Here is a 15,656-nt window from a genome sequence, read left to right as displayed (position 1 = left end):
GATGAGCGGCTTCAAGAATTGGGATGACTCCGAGGAGGTGGAGGGAGTTGGCCGCGTTAACGAGGCGGGTGAAATCCTCGAGGAGGACGCGGAGACGCCGGCACCGCAGCTGGTCTACGGGAACGTCAGCGAGTTCTTCCGCGAGTTCCTGCGTCATGCATACAAACGCGTGCTGACGGGGCGGCAGGAGCCGTTCTGGGACCCGGAATGGTGGCGTCACGACGAGGCCGTGATGCGTCTCGAATCGCTCTGGCGCTCGTGGGAGCATCTGCGCACGGACGGCGCTACAGGTACATCGGTGTGGTGGCGCGATCATGCTGACCACCACATGCCGAAGCTCATGGCCGGGGATGGTCCGTTCGGCGCGAGCGACGTCAAGACGTCGCGGGGCGAGCCCTTGCCGCACACCGAACCACCGGAAGGTCTGTTCATCGACGAGCGCCAGCGGGAGGCAGCGCATGATTAAGAACGTCTTGTTCGTTTGGCCGGACCCCCTGCCGTCGGGCTCGACTGGGTTACCCAGACCCGACGACGCGTCGTTACTTGCGCTTGCGGCGCTCGGGTACGGCGTCATGGCGATCGCATGTTGGGTCGTGTGGCGAATCGATCGTCGCCGGCGTCCGGTCGGGAATGCCTCGCCTTGGTGGCTACCGAGCTTCGCCTTCGGGATCTTGTCTGGTGTCATGGGTCTGATGTGGTGGGTGTTCTCGCCGTAGGGCAATTCGCGCATCCAGGACGCGAGGAAGGCCGCACCTATTGGTGCGGCCTTCCTCGCGTGAACCTGGTCTAGCGAGCGCGTTGCTGCTGGAGCCCCGGAGTCGTGCTGGTGCGACCCTTGCGGGCCTTCGCGGCACGCTTCGTGGCGACGGCCTCGGTCGCGGGCGCACCCTGGCTCACATCGGCGCGCATGCGCGTTGCGATGACGTCGTGGTCGATGGCTTTGCCTTCAAGCTTGGCGGCGTCGCGCGCTCGGCGTTCGGCGCTGTCGTAGCTGACGCCGGAGTCCTCGCGGGCGTCCGCGGCGCGGTCCCGCAGCTCGACGCCCTCGCCGTGCGCTTGTTCGCGCTCCGCGGGGTCAGGCTCGTGCACAGCGACTTCTTCTGCGCGTTCGGCTTCACGGTCGAGCCGGTCGGCTTCCGCCAGTGTGGCCGTGGCCTCGCCACGCTCCTGCTGCTCACGCTGCCGCTCGAGGTCCGCGTCACGTTGCAGGCGTTCGGCTTCCCATCGGGCAACTTGTTCCTGCACGCGCGCCGGGTCGCCACCGGCGGCATCGACGTCGATGCCGTAGCGGTCGGAAAGCTCCGCGCGGATGCGACGTTCAGCGAACGCCGCCTCGGGTTCGTGCTCGCGCCACGCTTGCGCAGTCGCCAGGGTGCGTCCGACCTGCTCGGGGCTTGCCTTGTCCCACCAATCGGGGCGATGAACAGGGCGCAGATCCGCGACCGCCACGGAGCGCTCCGCGTCGAATCGGGTAGCGAGTTCGCGTGCTTCGGTTCGGCGCTCCGCCTCGCGCTCGCGCACCTTGCGCTCGATCTCCCGCCCCAACGACTCGGCAAAGCGAGTGCCGGCCATGACGGCCGTGCGCATCATCCCGTTCAGGCTGTCTTCGATGCCGTCGTTCTCTTCCATGGTGGTCCCCTTATCGTTCGATGCCGCGGTCGTGTTTGGGCGCGAGCGGGCGCGCGGTCGCTCGCTCGGGAAGTTGCGTCGGGAGTGGTGAGCTCGTGCCCGGGCGGGCACCGCGGGTCGCGTTGAGCCGGTCAAGCGTTGCCTGCATCTCGGGGTCGAGCGCCGGTGCGGGAGCTGCGGGCGCGTGGACGTGCGCCTGAGCCTTCTCGAACGCTGCGAGGCGCTCGTGCACCTGGTGCAGGTTGGTGCTGTGTGCGTCACGAATCGCGGTCGCTTGGCGGAGGTCGCCGGCTGCCTGTGCCGCGTCGAAAATCGTGCGAACGAGGTTGCCGAGCTGGCGGGCGACGGCCATCTGCGCGGCAACGCCCCGGCCTCCCTGCGCGGCCGCGGCGAGGAGCATTGCAGTACCCGTAAACGAGGACAGCATGCCCGTGGGTTTGGGCTTGATCGGAGCGCGCCAGGTCTGTGCCGAGCGTGCGAGCACGTCGGACGCGTGGGCGAGGTCGCCAGGCTGATCCTCTGTCGCCTTCGACCACGCGGCGAGCGCGCCGGCAGTGTGGCGAGCAACACGCGCCCACGTCTCGCGGTCGTCGAGCGGCACGGAGCCGAGCTGCTGCCGCACGGAGCGCAGCTGCTCGCTGAGAGCGCCGAGCATCTCGGGGTCGTGCTCGTCGTTCTCGCGGCCGACTGCAACGACTCTGCGGCCTCGGTACGCGGCGTTCCATTCCGCTGCTGCCTCGGTCGCGCCGGTCGGGGTGTCCGGCCATTCAGCGCGCAGCCTCGGGAGCGTCAAGTCGCGGCCGAGATGACCGCCGCCGTACCAAATCGGACGCTCGCCTACCTCGGGCCTGCGGGCCACGCTGTAGCCGACAACAACGTCTTGGGTGCCCTCCGCAAAGCGGGGGCGCAGGAGGAGGCCACTGCGGCGCGCACGGCGGACGAACTCGGCTTCGTCCTGCGACGCAGCGGCGCACGCGCGGACCGTGCGTGCGAGCTCGTAGCGAGGCTGATCGGTGCGTACCTCCGCGCGAATCTTCTGCTGTCGCTCAAGCGCCGGCAGCTGCGCCCAAGCGGGCACGTTCGCGGGGTCCGCCTGGTGCGCGAGCTCGTGCCGGCGCTGGGCTCGAGCGCGTGACTGCGCCTCCATCTCGGCGGGGTCGTAGCCGCGCGTGGAGCGTTCGGCGTTCACCGACTCCAGCGTTTCCAGTCCGTACTTGACCTCCAATGCACGAGCGGCTTGCTGGGCGCGGTGGAAGTCGTTGTGGACGCTCGCCTTGGTGCCGTCCTCGCGGACGAGGTTCACGACAAGGTGAATGTGGTCGTTGCCGTTCTGGCTGACGCCGTGACGCACCGCCGCCCATCGTGTCGGCTCCTTCGGGCTGGCGGGATCGTCGAAGTCCATGAGCACCATGAAGTCACGAGCGATCTCGCCCCACTTCTCGTCGGTGAGCATGCCTTCCTCGGCACGGAGCGACAGAGAGCAATGCCAGACGTGACCGCCGGGAACGTCGGCGTCGAACGTGCGCTGCGGGAGGTCCAAGTGGCGCGCGATCTGGAGGCCGGAATCGCGGCCCAACTCGGTATCCGAGTACCAAGCCATGATCGCCGCATCCCCGGCAACGACATGCGGCTCTGTGTGCTCGTTGCGCTTGCCGTCACCGACGAGATACGTCATCAGGCCAGCCATGCGGTCGCCCCTGACGACGTTCGGCATCATGAGCGCAACCCGTTCGCCTCGATGACGCCCTGGACGTGCTCGGCAGCCGTGCGCACCTCGGCCATCGTCGATGCGAGCGCGGCCCTCAGCTCCACCGGCAACATGCCCTCCGCGTTCGTCACGCGAGCGATCTGGTTGAGGTTGTTCGCGGCACCCGCGAGCGTGCGGTGCAGGCGGAAAAGCTCAGTGAGTTGCTTGCGCCGCTCCGTCATCGTCTCGCCCGGCACATCAGCCATGGCAGCCTCCGCCAGGAGACGCGGAATCCCGACCCCGGCGCGCAACGCTCGCTGGTACAGCTCGGCCTCCTCTTCGGCCGACACCCACACCTCGTGCTTCTTCGCACGCCCGCCCGGAACGTTGGCGCGGCGTCGACGAACACGGCCCGGTCGAGCGTTCGCCTCGTCCGTCACAACACCACCTCCAGGCCCAGCGCAGCGACCCCGCACCCTGCGGGGACCACACCTCCAGTGTGACCTATTCCTGGGCGGAAGGCCAGGAATCAAGCCACTTACCATGGGTAAGTGTATAGCTTGCTCCGTCCGGGACTCCATCACGGGCCGCGCCGACCAACGGGAGGGCGCGGCAGCGGCTCCGCCGCCCCGTGCCTTCCCACTGCGCCGCCGCAGTGGTTTGGAGTAAATGACAGGGCTTAGACTTAATGCATGACAAAGACAGTGAGTGTAGAGGAGGCCGTTGCTCGCGCGGAGCGTGCGCAACGGGTTCGCTTGGAGGCTGTTCGCGGCCTCGCGGAGTCGCGGCAGATGGTGGAGGAGGTGCGCGCCGACGCGGAGCGGCGGCGCGCCGAGCTGGAGGCTGAACTGGCTTCGCTGATCCGTGACGCGGAGGCCGACGACGTGCGCAGTTTCAATGCAGCTATTACGGCAGGGTGGACCCCGGCTGAGCTGCGCCGGATCGGTTTGGAGGAGCCCCAGAAAGCGCAGCGCGTCCGCAAGCGCGCCAAGGCGACAGCGCGGCGCGCAGCACCGCAACCGGGGCCCGCGGTCGACGACTCGGCGGCTGCGGTGGAGTCGAGCGACCAGGGGATGAACGGCCATGAGTGAACTCGAAGAGGGCTATCTTGAAGAGTCGATGCAGGACGCGATGGTCTACGGCCAGCAGCGATGCGATGAGCTCTCGCGAGGCGACTACCGGGTGGCGATGGCTGATCGGCTGAGCGCGGTCCGATCGCTGACCGACACGGCGAAGGCCGTGGCGACAGGACCGCTCCTGAATGAGGGCGAGCTGCGCTCTCGAATGAGCGCGGCGATGCTGGCGGCGAGCACCTGGGAAGGATTGGACGCTGGCGTTGATCGGGCCGTCGACGTGATCGACGGTGGACTGCGCGACCGGTACTCCGGTCAGCTCGATCCCTCGCGGACGGCACCCACGATCGAGAGCGTCCGCGGCACCATGGAAGGCAACCACGAGGTCTACACGGCAGCGTACTTCGACGCGCGCGAGAGGCTTGCTTCGGCAGAGCGGCAGATGCAGGCTGCGTTCGCGGGCGTCGCCGTTGACACCTCGCGTGATGCCACCGCTCCCGCGCTCGAGCGGGAGGGTGAAGCGCCGCCGCTGGGGAGCGTCACTGAGGCACGAGCGGCCATCGAGGCACTGCCGTCACTGAGGGGCGAGCTCGTGTTCGGGGACGCCGCTCTTGTTGAGGGCCCGACTGGTCCGAGCATGCAGGTGCATGTGCTCCCTGACCTGCCATTTGAGCCTGATGTGCCGGCGACGGGAGTGACATTCAGTGTTGACGCATCGGACGCGGAGCGCGGATCAATCAAGACCCTCGTTCCGCGAGATGACGGGTCCCTTCACCACGTCTTTGGCGACGTTCCGAGCCGCCTCAACATCAGCGACGCCGATACGAAACGCATGGTCGACCTCCTGCAACCAGCGCTCGCGTCGGAGTTCGCGCAGCGAACCGCGACGAACGCGGGGCACGGCGCGGACCGAGCAGCGTCCATGACCGAGCCAGCGAACGCCCGCGGCGGGGTAGAGGGTCCAGCCAGAGACGAAACGCTTGATCGCATCACTCGGCTCCGGCAGGCGAACTTCGCTCACGGCAGCGGCTCGGCTCCGGCCGCGCAGGTGCCTCCCACGGAAGCCGCCGGCCTGCGGCACGGGCTCTCAACGCACGCGCCCTCGGTCGAGCGGTAGCCATCATGAAAGACCAAGATCCGTCCGCCGCGATCAATACTTGGGATCGCCCCGTTATCGACGCGCTCGACGCGATCGAGCAGCTGCCCGAGTTTGCGCCCGAGGAAGTCGAGTGGGGGACGTTCCAGTTCATGGGGACCTCACACGGCCCGCAGATGCAACGGGCATTCATCTATGCCTACCCAGGCGCGGTTGACGAGAACGAGAGGGAGCTGTCCCCGATGGTCGCCATCTCTGTGGACGTCGATGGGTCCAGGAACGGCGCCCTCGACGTCCGGGATTTCGCGCGCGATGGACTGCGCGCGGAGACGCCGCAGGCGACGCTCGCGGAAGCGCTTTTCGTCAGCGAGGGCAGCGCAGCTCTCGCCCTCGAGAAGCTCCATGCTGGGCTTGCGGACTCGCTGCGCGAGTACAACGCCGCGCACCCGATCACGTCGGGTCCTGACGTGGACCTGGAACGCATCACGAGACTGCGCGCTGCCAACTATTCGAGTGTGCAGCCCGCGCTCGCCGGAACCGCGCAAGCGGGCGCACCCTCGCCCATCGAACGCACTCAGACGGCGGCCAGTAGGGAACAGCTGGGGCGCTAGACCTCGCACCCACGGGAAAGACAAATCTCCCCCTGATGAATGTTCACCAGGGGGAGATTTGCGCGTGCAGGGGGGTGGATCGTCGCTTAGTCGCGCTCTGGCCCCGAGCGCCCCTTGGTTGGCGGTGTGCGCCTGGGTGCCGTCGTCGGTCGCGGCGGCGTCGGCGGTTTCATGCGCCCACCCGCCGGCTTCTTCACGTCGCGCAGCGCGCGGGGCACCTCGTCCTCCATGTCGCGCGCTTGGTTGACTTCAAGGGTCGGCGTTGCGGCTGCCTTCTTTGCCTCTTCCGGGGAGGTGAAGTACACGCGGTAGTGCGTGACCGCCTGGCATTCCTCCGCCAGCCGGCGGGCGCTCTCACGGGGCATGGACGAGCGCCCCGGGCCGGCGTATACCTCGCGCGCATAGGTGCTGGGGACCCAGCGACCACCCAGCACATCCTTGCCTGCGACTGCCTCGGTGTACCGCTCTTCCCACCGCTGGCGGATGCGCGCCTCTGACACCTCGTACGGCACCTCGACGTCGACGACGCGCACGCCGTAGCCGGCAGCCTCCAACTGCTCTCCGAGCGCGACGGCCTTGGCGGGATCGGCCAGCACAGTGTCGATCACGAGATTACGGCCGCGTTCCATCTCATCGTCGCGCAGCTGTGTCGCCAGATAGCTCGACTCCTCGTGCACGAGCGCCGCGAACTCCAGCGGGTAAAACACCTCACCGCGCGCTTCGAGCTCGCGGATCTCCTTGGGCTTGATCCACTCCTCGAAGCTGCCATCCTCGACGGCAGCTTCAAGCAGCTTCTCCTTGAACTTGTCAGCGTCGACGACGAGAAACTGTTCCTCAGCATCGCCCAGGATCTCCTTGCGAATGGAGCCCTTTCCGGCTCCAGGCGGACCAGCCATCACGAGTGCTAGCCGATTGAACTCCACCTTCGGCGCTTCCGCCAAGAGCTCGGCCGTGATGCGCTCGTGCAGCGCTTCCCTCGCCGGCGTCGGCATATCCCCGCGCCACCACTGCGGGTTGCGTTTCGTTGAGTGCGGGGAATCTCGGTGGAGCACTTCGCGTGAAAGCTCACGCACGAGCTCCATATGACGTGCGACGTCTGGATCGCTCACGCGGCAGCGGAGCCGTGCAGGCGCTCAAAGACAGCCGCGTAGATCTCGGCGTCGATGAGACCTCGCCGCTTCGCGCTCACAACCTCGCTCCACGTGCCAGCAGGGTTCACCGTCAGACCGTCAACGTCGTCGGGCGCATCCATGTCGGCGTACGGGAACCGCGCGAGCTCGTCGACGAGCTGCTCCTGCTCGAGCTCGCCGGCCGCGTAGCGCAGGCAGATCTCCATTGGGGTGGCGCCAGAGAAGCCATCCAGCGGGTCAGCCACCTTCTCGGCGGTGCGGTAGAGACCACTCAACGTGGGCTGAGCGATATGCGTCCAGTCAGCGATCTCTCGCTGCGTCCTGTCCATCTGTCGGACGCGGTTGAGCGTCCGGCGTATGTCCAGGTCAAGCACTTCGCGCTCCGCGCGCAGCTGGTTCAGCTTCGCGACTGCCGGAGGCATGTTCGTGATGGTCATGAGGACTCCTCACCTCGCGGCGAGCACTGAGACTGCCCGCCTCATAGGCAATCCTATCAAAGAGTGATAGGGAAAGCTATCAGCGATCAGTTGGGCGATTGTCGGTGGCGCGAGAGACACTCGAACACATGTCCACAATCATCAACGACCCGATCACCGTCGAGATGGCGAACGACGAACCGCGGGTGTTCTGGTGGCAGCGCTTCCCGTACCTGATCACCGCCCAACCACTGCTCTTCTACAGACGGAAACCAGCCTGGTGGCACGGCACCGGGTCAATGAGACGCCTCGACGACGCCTTCTGGCGCGTCAGCGCAGCACGCGACGGAACCGGTGAGGAGCCCCAGCTGTATGACCTCAAATTCGACGGCGAACAGTGGTCACTCGTCCACATCTTCTGACTCGATAGGGCTTACACTTAATGTAAGTCCATACATTCAGTGAAAGGGGTGGGCTGTGGCATTCATCACACTCACGGAGGTCTACGCGGGGCGTACAGAGCTCATCAACGCGGATCACATTGCGCACTTCACGGCGCGGCCAGCGACGGCGGTTGAAAGCAACAACCCCGCAGCCCCGCAACCCGTCCTGCTCGTCATCGCGGCTCGGTCGGATCAGCCCATCGAACGCGGATATGTTCCCGTGCACGCCGACGGGTCCCTCGACCCCACGGAGACAGACCAGCAGACCGTCCTGCGCAACCTGCAGCAGTACATCGTTCGGACGGCACAACGCGAGCATGCGACCCCCAGGTCACCGGCGCGCGACGCCGTGCGCAGCCACAGTCACGAAGCCGCCAAGAAGGCAGCTGCAGGATCACCGGATGGACTGCGCGCCGCCGAGAGAGCGGTGACCCTGTGATGGGCCAGGGCGAGCACCTGGAGGTCGGGGACTTCTTGCATCGAGTGACGCCGATCGTTCGTCGCGTCGCACCTACACACCTGAACCCGCGCGCCCCCGAACTCGTCGACGAATGGTGCGACGGCGTGGACACACTCTCGATCACCGGGCAGGCTTCCTCAGCATTCCAACTCCTGTCAGAGGACGTCATTGGCATCCTCGCGGCGGCCAGCTCAGCCCAGGCTCGCCCAGAGTTTCTCTTCGCAGCGCTCGACGTCTCCACGGCCCTGGGTGCGCTCTATGGGGTTTCCGTCCGGCCTGCATCCGTTGCCGTGCAGCGCTGGACCCCGGGCAGCGGACTCGGAGGGTAGTAGACATGAACATTCCGACGACAGACGAGCAGCGAAGACTGGATGCCCTGCACGCCGTCGGCTTCGAGGATTTCTCGCTGGCAGAGCTGCGTTACGAGGACATGGTTGAGCAGGACAGGGCAGCACTTCGCGCCGCCGCACACAGTGATTCATGGAGGCGTGCACAGCAGCCAGCTCGCCACCGAAAGCCACCCCATCAAGCCAAAGGAAACCAACAATGACCGCAATTACAGAATGGGCAGGCCCCTACAAGAGTGAGGACGTTCGTGGCCACGACGGTCGCCACTCCCCACGGAAACACAATGTCACCGTGACTCTCGCGAGCGGTCACGAGCACCTCTTCTGGGATGCCCGAATTGAGGAGAACGGGAAGTTCGAGCAGCACACGCCGCTGGCAGTGGTTCATCCCAGTGGTGCTCTGGAGATCCTTACCCAGTCGTACGCGACCCACCCCAAGCTCCCAGGAACTCCCGCGGAGATCGGAGAGGTGTCCATCATCACCTTCGCGCCACAGTCATGGCTCTCCGTGACAGGCCCGAATGTCGCCGCGCACGGAACAGATCCAATGACGCCAGTCTCGGGCTGGTGGGCAGCGTTCGAGTACGAGCAGCGCGGCCGCGACGCGAGCGACCTGGACTACGCCCCCGTCATCGGATGGCAGCGAACATTCAGTGACGGCGCTGCAGGCGTGACCGCGTGGGTATTCAATGCGAAGAGCCAGAAGATCGAGCGCCTCGACCGACTGGACTACGGACGCGTGGGGTATAAGTCACACACCTTCACGATGACCCGCCCCGCCGGCACCAACGACTGGGGCCTCTGACTCTTCACCCGAGTAACGGGCTACGCGAGAGAGCATCTCCCTATTGGGAGGTGCTCTCTTTGCGCGTGGGTGGACGTGACACCCTTCCGGGAATGTCGGTGGTAACTGCAACAATCAGCTACCCATCCACACCGAACCAAGGAGACGGCCATGGCTTTCTTTCCGCTGACCAACGTTGACACGAACCAGACCGAGATTCTGAATACCGAACACATCGTGCGAATCTCGGCAATCACGAATGACCATTCCGGCAAGGACTCCCCCCGCGTCAGGATCGAAGTGCAGTTCTCGGACGGTGGCCCCAGTGTTGGCTACGTACCGACCAACGGCAGGGGTGGTGACGACCGGACCACTACTGACCCCACGAAGGCGCTGGATGCTCTGCGTGGTTTCATCCTGACCTTCGAGCGACTGCCACGTCGGGTGTAATCCTCGCCCGCGGAGCGCTCGACGATCCCGACTCCCGCCCCGACTACATCCCGGTCAGGGCGGGAGGATGCAGGCCGGCCGCGACCTCCGAGAGTTGCGCAGCCTCGACGTCGCCTGCTCGGGCGAGAGCTCGACGTACCGATGCCTCCCCCACGCTGAGGACGTTGGCAATCTGGCGCAGACTCATACCGCCTTCAGTTCGCATCCTCAACGCTTCGCGGGTCTTGTCATCAGTCATCACTGTCGGGCGCCCGCCGACCCTGCCTTGCTCTCGAGCGTGTGCAATTCCGCGCTTCGTGTTCTCTCGGATAGACGAGACGCGCAGCTGCGCCAGCACGGCCATGATGCCGAGCATGGCCTCGCCCATGGCTGTTGAGGGGTCTATGTCCAAGAAGGACTCAGTGAGGCTCTTAAGGCGGACACCACGCGCAGCGAGGGCTCGTATCTGCTCGATCGCCATTTGCTCGGTGCCGGCGATGCGGTCGAGCGCTCTGATCGTGAGCGTGTCGCCCTCACGCACGTAGTCGAGGCATGCATGCCACTCGGGTCGGTTGGCGCTGCGACTGGACTGGCCATGGTCGACGAACACTCGAGCACAGCCCGCGGCTTCAAGTTCCGCGATCTGGGCGTCGACGCTCTGATCCCTGGTCGAGACTCGCGCGTATCCGATCATGCTGCTCATGAGGTGAGGTTATCCGCGCGCGCCGCAATGGGTGCGATTGAACTTACGGCGCGTTTGCGTTTCGGCGCGGAGTTCCGACGCAACGAGGGGCGGCATGTCGGCGTCGTCGACGACCTCGGAGGCTGCCGCGTCGGAAACGATCGATTTCGGCGCGGTCGCCCCGTTACGACTCAGTGCCCCTCTGCATCCACCCACGCCTCCAGGTCGGAAGCAGCAATAACCCATCCCCCGCGAGGCAGGATGCCGGCGGGGAGTTCGCTCGCCCTCAACGCCTCTTCAAGGCGTGCTCGGGTGATCCCGTAGCGTGCGGCGTAGGCCGAGGCTCGTTCGATGTTGAGCAGGTCAGTTTCGGGCATGGGTCCTCATTCTGTTAGTCGGGGCACGAGAGTAGCGGTGAGCTCACGAACCTCGCCTGGTCAACGCTCAGGTTCCGAACCGCCTGCGAGCCCCATGCGCACTCGGAGGTGATGTACGACGGCGAGATGCTGCCTGGCCTCGGTTTCGTTCCAGCGGTCGTCGATGAGGGATTGGCACTGACTCTCGTAGGCATCCAGAGCTCCTGAGAGCACCGTGAGCTCCGCCTCGTCATTGAGGTCGATGACAAGGGCATCGTGGTTCTGTGCAGCGATCAACCGGCGGGCGCTCGCGAGCTGCTGCCCTGCGAGCTCGAGCAGCTCGGCCACGTCCTTGTCTTGCCGGCGCTCCGTGCTGACGACGAACGATCCGCGGCCGTGTTCGACCCACACCATGCCCTCATCGCGCAGTCGTGTCACCGCAGCGCGAACGTGACGGGTACTTGTCCCGGGGACGGCCTGCTGGGTTTCAGAAATGGACGGCAGGCGCCGACCGATGGCTACACGGCCGGATGTGATGTGAGCCTTGAGCCACGCATACGCTTCGTCTACTTCGGACATGCGACCACTCTAACACTGGCGGCAGTGACGTAACACACGAATGAGTCATCGTCGAAAATCTCAGCAAACGAGAACGAGTGGACGATTGCACCGGACTATTTTCGAACGACTGTCCACCCCGGCAGATTTCTCCGGGATGCGCAAAAGTGATCCAATATGTCGCAATCGGGGGATTTCCGCAGATCCACGGGCCCCCCAGGCGTATCGTCCATGGATGAGTTGCCTGACACACAACAGAAGCGACCTTCTAGAGCATCTGTAGCGGTAAAAGGCCACTTATAGGTGCGGTAGTGTGCGTTCATGATTGACGCTCAGCTACACGGGGCCCCCTCCGTTCAACCAGAATCACTCGCGCCGTCGTCGCACTACCTTGAGCTCGTTGTGCCGGCCCCTGACCTTGACCGGTGGCCCCGGTATCAAGGAGGGCACTTCTTGCACATGCTTGCCGTCGGACCTAAGAACGTGGGTGACATTGCCCGCCACCTGTGCCTGGGCCCGGCAGCCGCACAGGAGATGCTCGACGAGCACGTAGCGTTCGGCCTCGTAATCGAGGAGGCCGGCTTGTATTCACTGAACATCCACGCGGTGCTGAATCTGCTCACGTCCATGTGGCCCAAGCTCCGGTGGCAGGAAGAACTCTTAGCTCGCGGGGAATGGGACTGCCGCACTTGTCTCGTGGCCGGCGACCGCTAGGTGCCGCGATGAAGTGGGGCGGTGACGGATTTTCGGGAATCGGTATGCTTGCGCGCAACGATCAACCGGGAGATTCATGGCTAAGTCTGGCGCGCACCGCGAGCATGTTGTGTCCGTGCGACTCGACGACGCCGAACGCCGCGCATGGGAGTCAGAGTCTCGCCAGGACGGATACGGGCAGATCGCTCGTTGGGCGCGTGAACTCGTGAACCGCCAGATCGAGGCACGCAAGGACAATCCGCCCGCCGACCCGCGGCAGCTGGAACCTCAACTACTCAAGCCCCTGCGCGAGCACACGAAGGCACTCAACCGCATCGGCCGCCTTCTGGCCGAGCTTGTCGCATCCGGTCAGGTCCTCACCGAAGCGGACCTCCGGCGCATCGAACGGGCTGTGTTGGCAGCTGAGGGCGGCGAGACAGCGGACTAGTCGCCAGTCATAGACAACGAGGGTGGGGCAGGAATTGGATTCCTGCCCCACCCTCGTTGTCTAGCGCATCTACTCCTGCGTATTGCGCGCCGTGGTCGTCTTGTCGAGGTGGACTCGCAGTAGCTCGTCGAAGCTTTCGCCCAGCGTGTCATGCACGTACTCGAGCATCGCCTCACCGGCCGAATCGATATTGAGCGTGTAGCGCCGAATGTTGTCCTCGGCCTTCAGCACGGGGTCCATCCACCCCATGGCGACAAGTTCCTTCACGTGTCGCAGCGTCGGGTGGTAGTCGACCTCGATCGACGCAGCAATCTCGGGCACCGTGACCGGCTCGGCTTGACGCACGAGGAACCTCACGATCTTGCTGCGGATGGGCTGCATCAGCAGGCCGCGCTGTGCCATAGCACCCGCCACCTCTGGCTCGGGATAGTCGGATACATACGAAGGCACGCCCCCATTGTGACCCCTTTCTATCGGAACGTGCGGTCCGGCTCGCGTGGTGCCGAGACGACCAAACCTGGACTTGCACTAAATGTTAGTAGTGAGATTTACTGTAACAGTACAGCTTTAATCGAAGCCTGTGCGGTACGTACACGTCCACACGGCGCGCCTCAGTCGTGCCGGGAGGGAACCATGGAAACCACTACTAAGGCTCCAACGAAGCGCCAGCGCGCTCGACGGGCAACACTCGGAGCGTTGGCGTTCGCCGTGCTCGCGGGATCGGTCATCAGCGGTGGCGTTGGTGCCAACGCTGCCGTCTCGACTCCTGCTGGCTCAGCGACGTCCACTCTCGACGGCACCCTCATTCAGGGTGGGAAGCCGAACGCCGGCACGACAACGCTTTTCGCGTTCGCCGCTGCCGGCGAGCAGCTGCACGCAGAGTTCGAGGCGCACCACTTTGCCGAGAACCCGGCAACTCAGGGTGGCCGCGTCGTCATCAAGGACCCGGCCGGTGCCGTGGTCTATGACTCCGGCGAGGTCACTGCCCCATCCGCCACCCTCGGTGGCACCTTCACGTCCACCGTCTCCGGCAACTGGTCCATCGACATCATCGACCTCAAGACGCAGCCAGCCGACGACTACGTGGCCGCGAACATGGAGTGGTCGGTAGCCGTGCTCGGCGCTGATGGTCAGTCCAAGCCGGGCCGCGTGTGGTCGGAGTCCCTCGCGATCCGTTCATCCGGTGTCGCAGATCACGTTGTCTACGCGATCAACTCGGCGGGCGCCAAGTACAAGATCGACCTGAACGGCTACGACGGCGTGGACTCCACGCTCGTCATGAACAACATCGGCAACGCGAAGAAGGGCGAAGGCGTCAGCGTCTTCAAGTCCGTGCCGCAGCAGCACAGCCCGGAGCTCGACGGTGCGGGTGCGGACTACTGGACGCCCGCAACGGCCGGCGAGGTCGAAGGCCTGGACTCCTTCCGACTGTTCCTCGACGAGCCGGCAGCGGATCTCCCCGCCTCGGTCGAGAACTGGGGCGATGGTCGGAGCAGCGACACATGGGTCAACCCAGCTCTTCAGGAACTGAGCCTTAAGATCACCGGCTTCACGCGCGATGCGGAAACCGCGAACGCGGGCACCATCACCGGCGAGATGACCGGTGGCTCCGGCGTTGTCTCGGTCAACATCGACGCTGACGGCAACGGGTCCTATTCCGATGCTGTCGATCGTCACGAGAAGGTCCAGGTCCTCGAGGAGGGCCCGTTCTCGCTCAAGTGGGACGGCCTCGACGCGGCTGGTAATCCGGTCAACATCGAGGTCCCGGTCAACATCGAGGTCGCGACCGAGCAGGCGAACCCCCTGCACTTCATCCGCAACGACACGGAGACGAGCATCGGCGGCCTGTCGATCACGACGCTGAACGGCCCCTCAGCTGGCGATTCGTCCCTCTACTGGGACGACACGATGTTCGAGGGTGCGACGAGCGCTGAGCGTTGGTCGACCACGCCCGAGCTCAAGAGCAACGGCACGGCCTCCAACGGTGGCGTGCACGGCTGGGACGCCGGTGGCGATTCGCCCAACCAGAACAACGGCCGCACCGGCTCGTGGGGCGACATGCGCATCATGGACGACTGGGCCTTCCAGAAGGTCGAGGCACGCGACGCGCTCACCGTGCCGCTCATCCCGGCAGCCATCGAGGTCACCAAGTACGTCAACGGTGAGGACGCAAACGACCCCGACACCGCCGCCGAAGTGAAGGACGGCGAAAAGCTCGAGTTCACGGCGACGATCGTGAACAAGGGTGGCACCACGCTTGACCTCGCGCTCCAGGATGACGTGCTGCCGGAGGGTGCATTCACCTGCGAAACGATGGTGCTTGCTCCGTTCGCGTCGACCGAGTGCAAGGCCACGGGCGACGTGCTCAAGCCGGGCGAGTGGCACAAGAACACGCTGACCGTCATCGGTACGCCTCCGAACGGTGGAACGCCGGTCAAGGATGAGGACCCGGCGAACGCCTACAACCCGGGCATCAACATCGTGAAGTTCATCAACGACAAGGACGCGAACACGGTGGCAGATGCCGTCGAGCTCAAGCCCGACGAGGACGGCAACGTGAAGGGCGTCGTCACCAACCCCCTCAAGGTTCCGGTGACGATCAAGGTCACGGACGACGTGATCGCCGCAGACAAGATCACTTGCGAGACGTACGAGCTCGCACCAGGTGCTTCGACGAACTGCACCGCGATCCTGCCCGCGCTGGGTGCTGGCGTCCAGCACGTCAACACCATGACCGTCGAGGCAACCACGCCGAAGGGCACAAAGGTCACCGACAACGACCCAGCCCACGCGTTCACGGCCCCGGCTCCGACC

The 15,656-nt window shown here is 65.2% G+C and carries 22 protein-coding genes; 13 read left to right on the top strand and 9 right to left on the bottom strand.

Annotation, left to right across the window (positions count from 1 at the left end):
- Position 1 precedes the first annotated feature (1 nt).
- On the top strand, positions 2 to 466 hold the full coding sequence (locus C5C17_RS00415) for a DUF4913 domain-containing protein (RefSeq protein WP_104251412.1): 465 nt from the start codon (positions 2 to 4) through the stop codon (positions 464 to 466).
- 320 nt (positions 467 to 786) lie between these two features.
- Here C5C17_RS00415 and C5C17_RS00410 read toward each other — a convergent pair whose 3' ends face one another.
- From C5C17_RS00410 to C5C17_RS00400, 3 genes are read right to left on the bottom strand one after another with little or no spacing between them, the layout of a single operon-like run.
- The gene (locus C5C17_RS00410; protein WP_104251411.1) at positions 787 to 1,629 is read right to left on the bottom strand and encodes a hypothetical protein; all 843 of its coding nucleotides are present in this window, start codon (positions 1,627 to 1,629) and stop codon (positions 787 to 789) included.
- 10 nt (positions 1,630 to 1,639) lie between these two features.
- Positions 1,640 to 3,304, bottom strand: coding sequence for a relaxase/mobilization nuclease domain-containing protein (locus C5C17_RS00405; protein WP_258065757.1), 1,665 nt, complete (start codon positions 3,302 to 3,304; stop codon positions 1,640 to 1,642).
- Between the two features lie 38 nt (positions 3,305 to 3,342).
- Positions 3,343 to 3,756, bottom strand: coding sequence for a MobC family plasmid mobilization relaxosome protein (locus C5C17_RS00400; RefSeq protein ID WP_258065756.1), 414 nt, complete (start codon positions 3,754 to 3,756; stop codon positions 3,343 to 3,345).
- Positions 3,757 to 4,008: 252 nt separating this feature from the next.
- Between C5C17_RS00400 and C5C17_RS00395 the strand changes: the two genes are divergently transcribed.
- Genes C5C17_RS00395 through C5C17_RS00385 form a run of 3 tightly spaced genes read left to right on the top strand, consistent with a single transcriptional unit; the run spans position 4,009 to position 6,096 of the window.
- On the top strand, positions 4,009 to 4,407 hold the full coding sequence (locus C5C17_RS00395; protein WP_104251408.1) for a hypothetical protein: 399 nt from the start codon (positions 4,009 to 4,011) through the stop codon (positions 4,405 to 4,407).
- Complete coding sequence (locus C5C17_RS00390) at positions 4,400 to 5,506, top strand: hypothetical protein (protein ID WP_104251407.1); 1,107 nt, start codon at positions 4,400 to 4,402, stop codon at positions 5,504 to 5,506. Before C5C17_RS00395 ends, C5C17_RS00390 begins: the two co-directional genes overlap by 8 nt.
- A gap of 5 nt (positions 5,507 to 5,511) precedes the next feature.
- Complete coding sequence (locus tag C5C17_RS00385; protein ID WP_104251406.1) at positions 5,512 to 6,096, top strand: hypothetical protein; 585 nt, start codon at positions 5,512 to 5,514, stop codon at positions 6,094 to 6,096.
- A gap of 86 nt (positions 6,097 to 6,182) precedes the next feature.
- Here the strand turns inward: C5C17_RS00385 and C5C17_RS00380 are convergent, their stop codons facing one another.
- Entirely contained in the window at positions 6,183 to 7,088 is a 906-nt protein-coding gene (locus tag C5C17_RS00380) for a zeta toxin family protein (protein WP_181028411.1), read from the bottom strand.
- Between the two features lie 113 nt (positions 7,089 to 7,201).
- Positions 7,202 to 7,663, bottom strand: coding sequence for a hypothetical protein (locus tag C5C17_RS00375; RefSeq protein ID WP_104251404.1), 462 nt, complete (start codon positions 7,661 to 7,663; stop codon positions 7,202 to 7,204).
- 128 nt (positions 7,664 to 7,791) lie between these two features.
- On the opposite strand from C5C17_RS00375, the gene C5C17_RS00370 reads away from it, so the two are divergent.
- From C5C17_RS00370 to C5C17_RS00350, 6 genes are all read left to right on the top strand, one after another.
- Entirely contained in the window at positions 7,792 to 8,064 is a 273-nt protein-coding gene (locus tag C5C17_RS00370) for a hypothetical protein (RefSeq protein WP_104251403.1), read from the top strand.
- Positions 8,065 to 8,119: 55 nt separating this feature from the next.
- Entirely contained in the window at positions 8,120 to 8,524 is a 405-nt protein-coding gene (locus C5C17_RS00365; RefSeq protein ID WP_104251402.1) for a hypothetical protein, read from the top strand.
- Between the two features lie 125 nt (positions 8,525 to 8,649).
- Positions 8,650 to 8,874 (top strand): hypothetical protein, encoded by a 225-nt coding sequence (locus C5C17_RS18300; RefSeq protein ID WP_146079029.1) that lies wholly within the window; start codon positions 8,650 to 8,652, stop codon positions 8,872 to 8,874.
- 5 nt (positions 8,875 to 8,879) lie between these two features.
- On the top strand, positions 8,880 to 9,095 hold the full coding sequence (locus tag C5C17_RS18295) for a hypothetical protein (RefSeq protein ID WP_146079028.1): 216 nt from the start codon (positions 8,880 to 8,882) through the stop codon (positions 9,093 to 9,095).
- A gap of 89 nt (positions 9,096 to 9,184) precedes the next feature.
- The gene (locus tag C5C17_RS00355; protein WP_104251400.1) at positions 9,185 to 9,697 is read left to right on the top strand and encodes a hypothetical protein; all 513 of its coding nucleotides are present in this window, start codon (positions 9,185 to 9,187) and stop codon (positions 9,695 to 9,697) included.
- A gap of 150 nt (positions 9,698 to 9,847) precedes the next feature.
- Positions 9,848 to 10,126, top strand: a complete 279-nt coding sequence (locus tag C5C17_RS00350; protein WP_104251399.1) for a hypothetical protein — start codon at positions 9,848 to 9,850, stop codon at positions 10,124 to 10,126.
- A 43-nt stretch (positions 10,127 to 10,169) separates the two neighbouring features.
- On the opposite strand, the gene C5C17_RS00345 is transcribed toward C5C17_RS00350, so the two are convergent.
- The 3 genes from C5C17_RS00345 to C5C17_RS00335 form a co-directional block, all read right to left on the bottom strand.
- Positions 10,170 to 10,808, bottom strand: coding sequence for a recombinase family protein (locus tag C5C17_RS00345; protein WP_104251398.1), 639 nt, complete (start codon positions 10,806 to 10,808; stop codon positions 10,170 to 10,172).
- Positions 10,809 to 10,978: 170 nt separating this feature from the next.
- On the bottom strand, positions 10,979 to 11,164 hold the full coding sequence (locus C5C17_RS00340) for a hypothetical protein (RefSeq protein ID WP_104251397.1): 186 nt from the start codon (positions 11,162 to 11,164) through the stop codon (positions 10,979 to 10,981).
- A gap of 60 nt (positions 11,165 to 11,224) precedes the next feature.
- Positions 11,225 to 11,722, bottom strand: coding sequence for a GntR family transcriptional regulator (locus C5C17_RS00335; RefSeq protein WP_104251396.1), 498 nt, complete (start codon positions 11,720 to 11,722; stop codon positions 11,225 to 11,227).
- A gap of 438 nt (positions 11,723 to 12,160) precedes the next feature.
- Between C5C17_RS00335 and C5C17_RS00330 the strand changes: the two genes are divergently transcribed.
- Together C5C17_RS00330 and C5C17_RS00325 are read left to right on the top strand one after the other, a co-directional pair.
- On the top strand, positions 12,161 to 12,415 hold the full coding sequence (locus tag C5C17_RS00330; protein WP_104251395.1) for a hypothetical protein: 255 nt from the start codon (positions 12,161 to 12,163) through the stop codon (positions 12,413 to 12,415).
- Between the two features lie 76 nt (positions 12,416 to 12,491).
- A complete protein-coding gene (locus tag C5C17_RS00325) occupies positions 12,492 to 12,842 on the top strand; it encodes a hypothetical protein (protein ID WP_146079026.1) in 351 nt (116 codons plus the stop codon).
- Positions 12,843 to 12,911: 69 nt separating this feature from the next.
- On the opposite strand, the gene C5C17_RS00320 is transcribed toward C5C17_RS00325, so the two are convergent.
- Positions 12,912 to 13,292, bottom strand: a complete 381-nt coding sequence (locus C5C17_RS00320) for a MarR family winged helix-turn-helix transcriptional regulator (RefSeq protein WP_219820441.1) — start codon at positions 13,290 to 13,292, stop codon at positions 12,912 to 12,914.
- Positions 13,293 to 13,475: 183 nt separating this feature from the next.
- Between C5C17_RS00320 and C5C17_RS00315 the strand changes: the two genes are divergently transcribed.
- Positions 13,476 to 15,656: hypothetical protein (locus C5C17_RS00315; RefSeq protein ID WP_146079025.1), on the top strand; the 2,181-nt coding region annotated here is incomplete at its 3' end.

Source organism: Pseudoclavibacter sp. RFBA6, from assembly GCF_002931575.1.
GTDB classification, from domain to species: domain Bacteria; phylum Actinomycetota; class Actinomycetes; order Actinomycetales; family Microbacteriaceae; genus Pseudoclavibacter; species Pseudoclavibacter terrae.
Note: the sequence above shows the minus strand (reverse complement) of the source record. Positions and strands in the feature narration are given on the sequence as shown.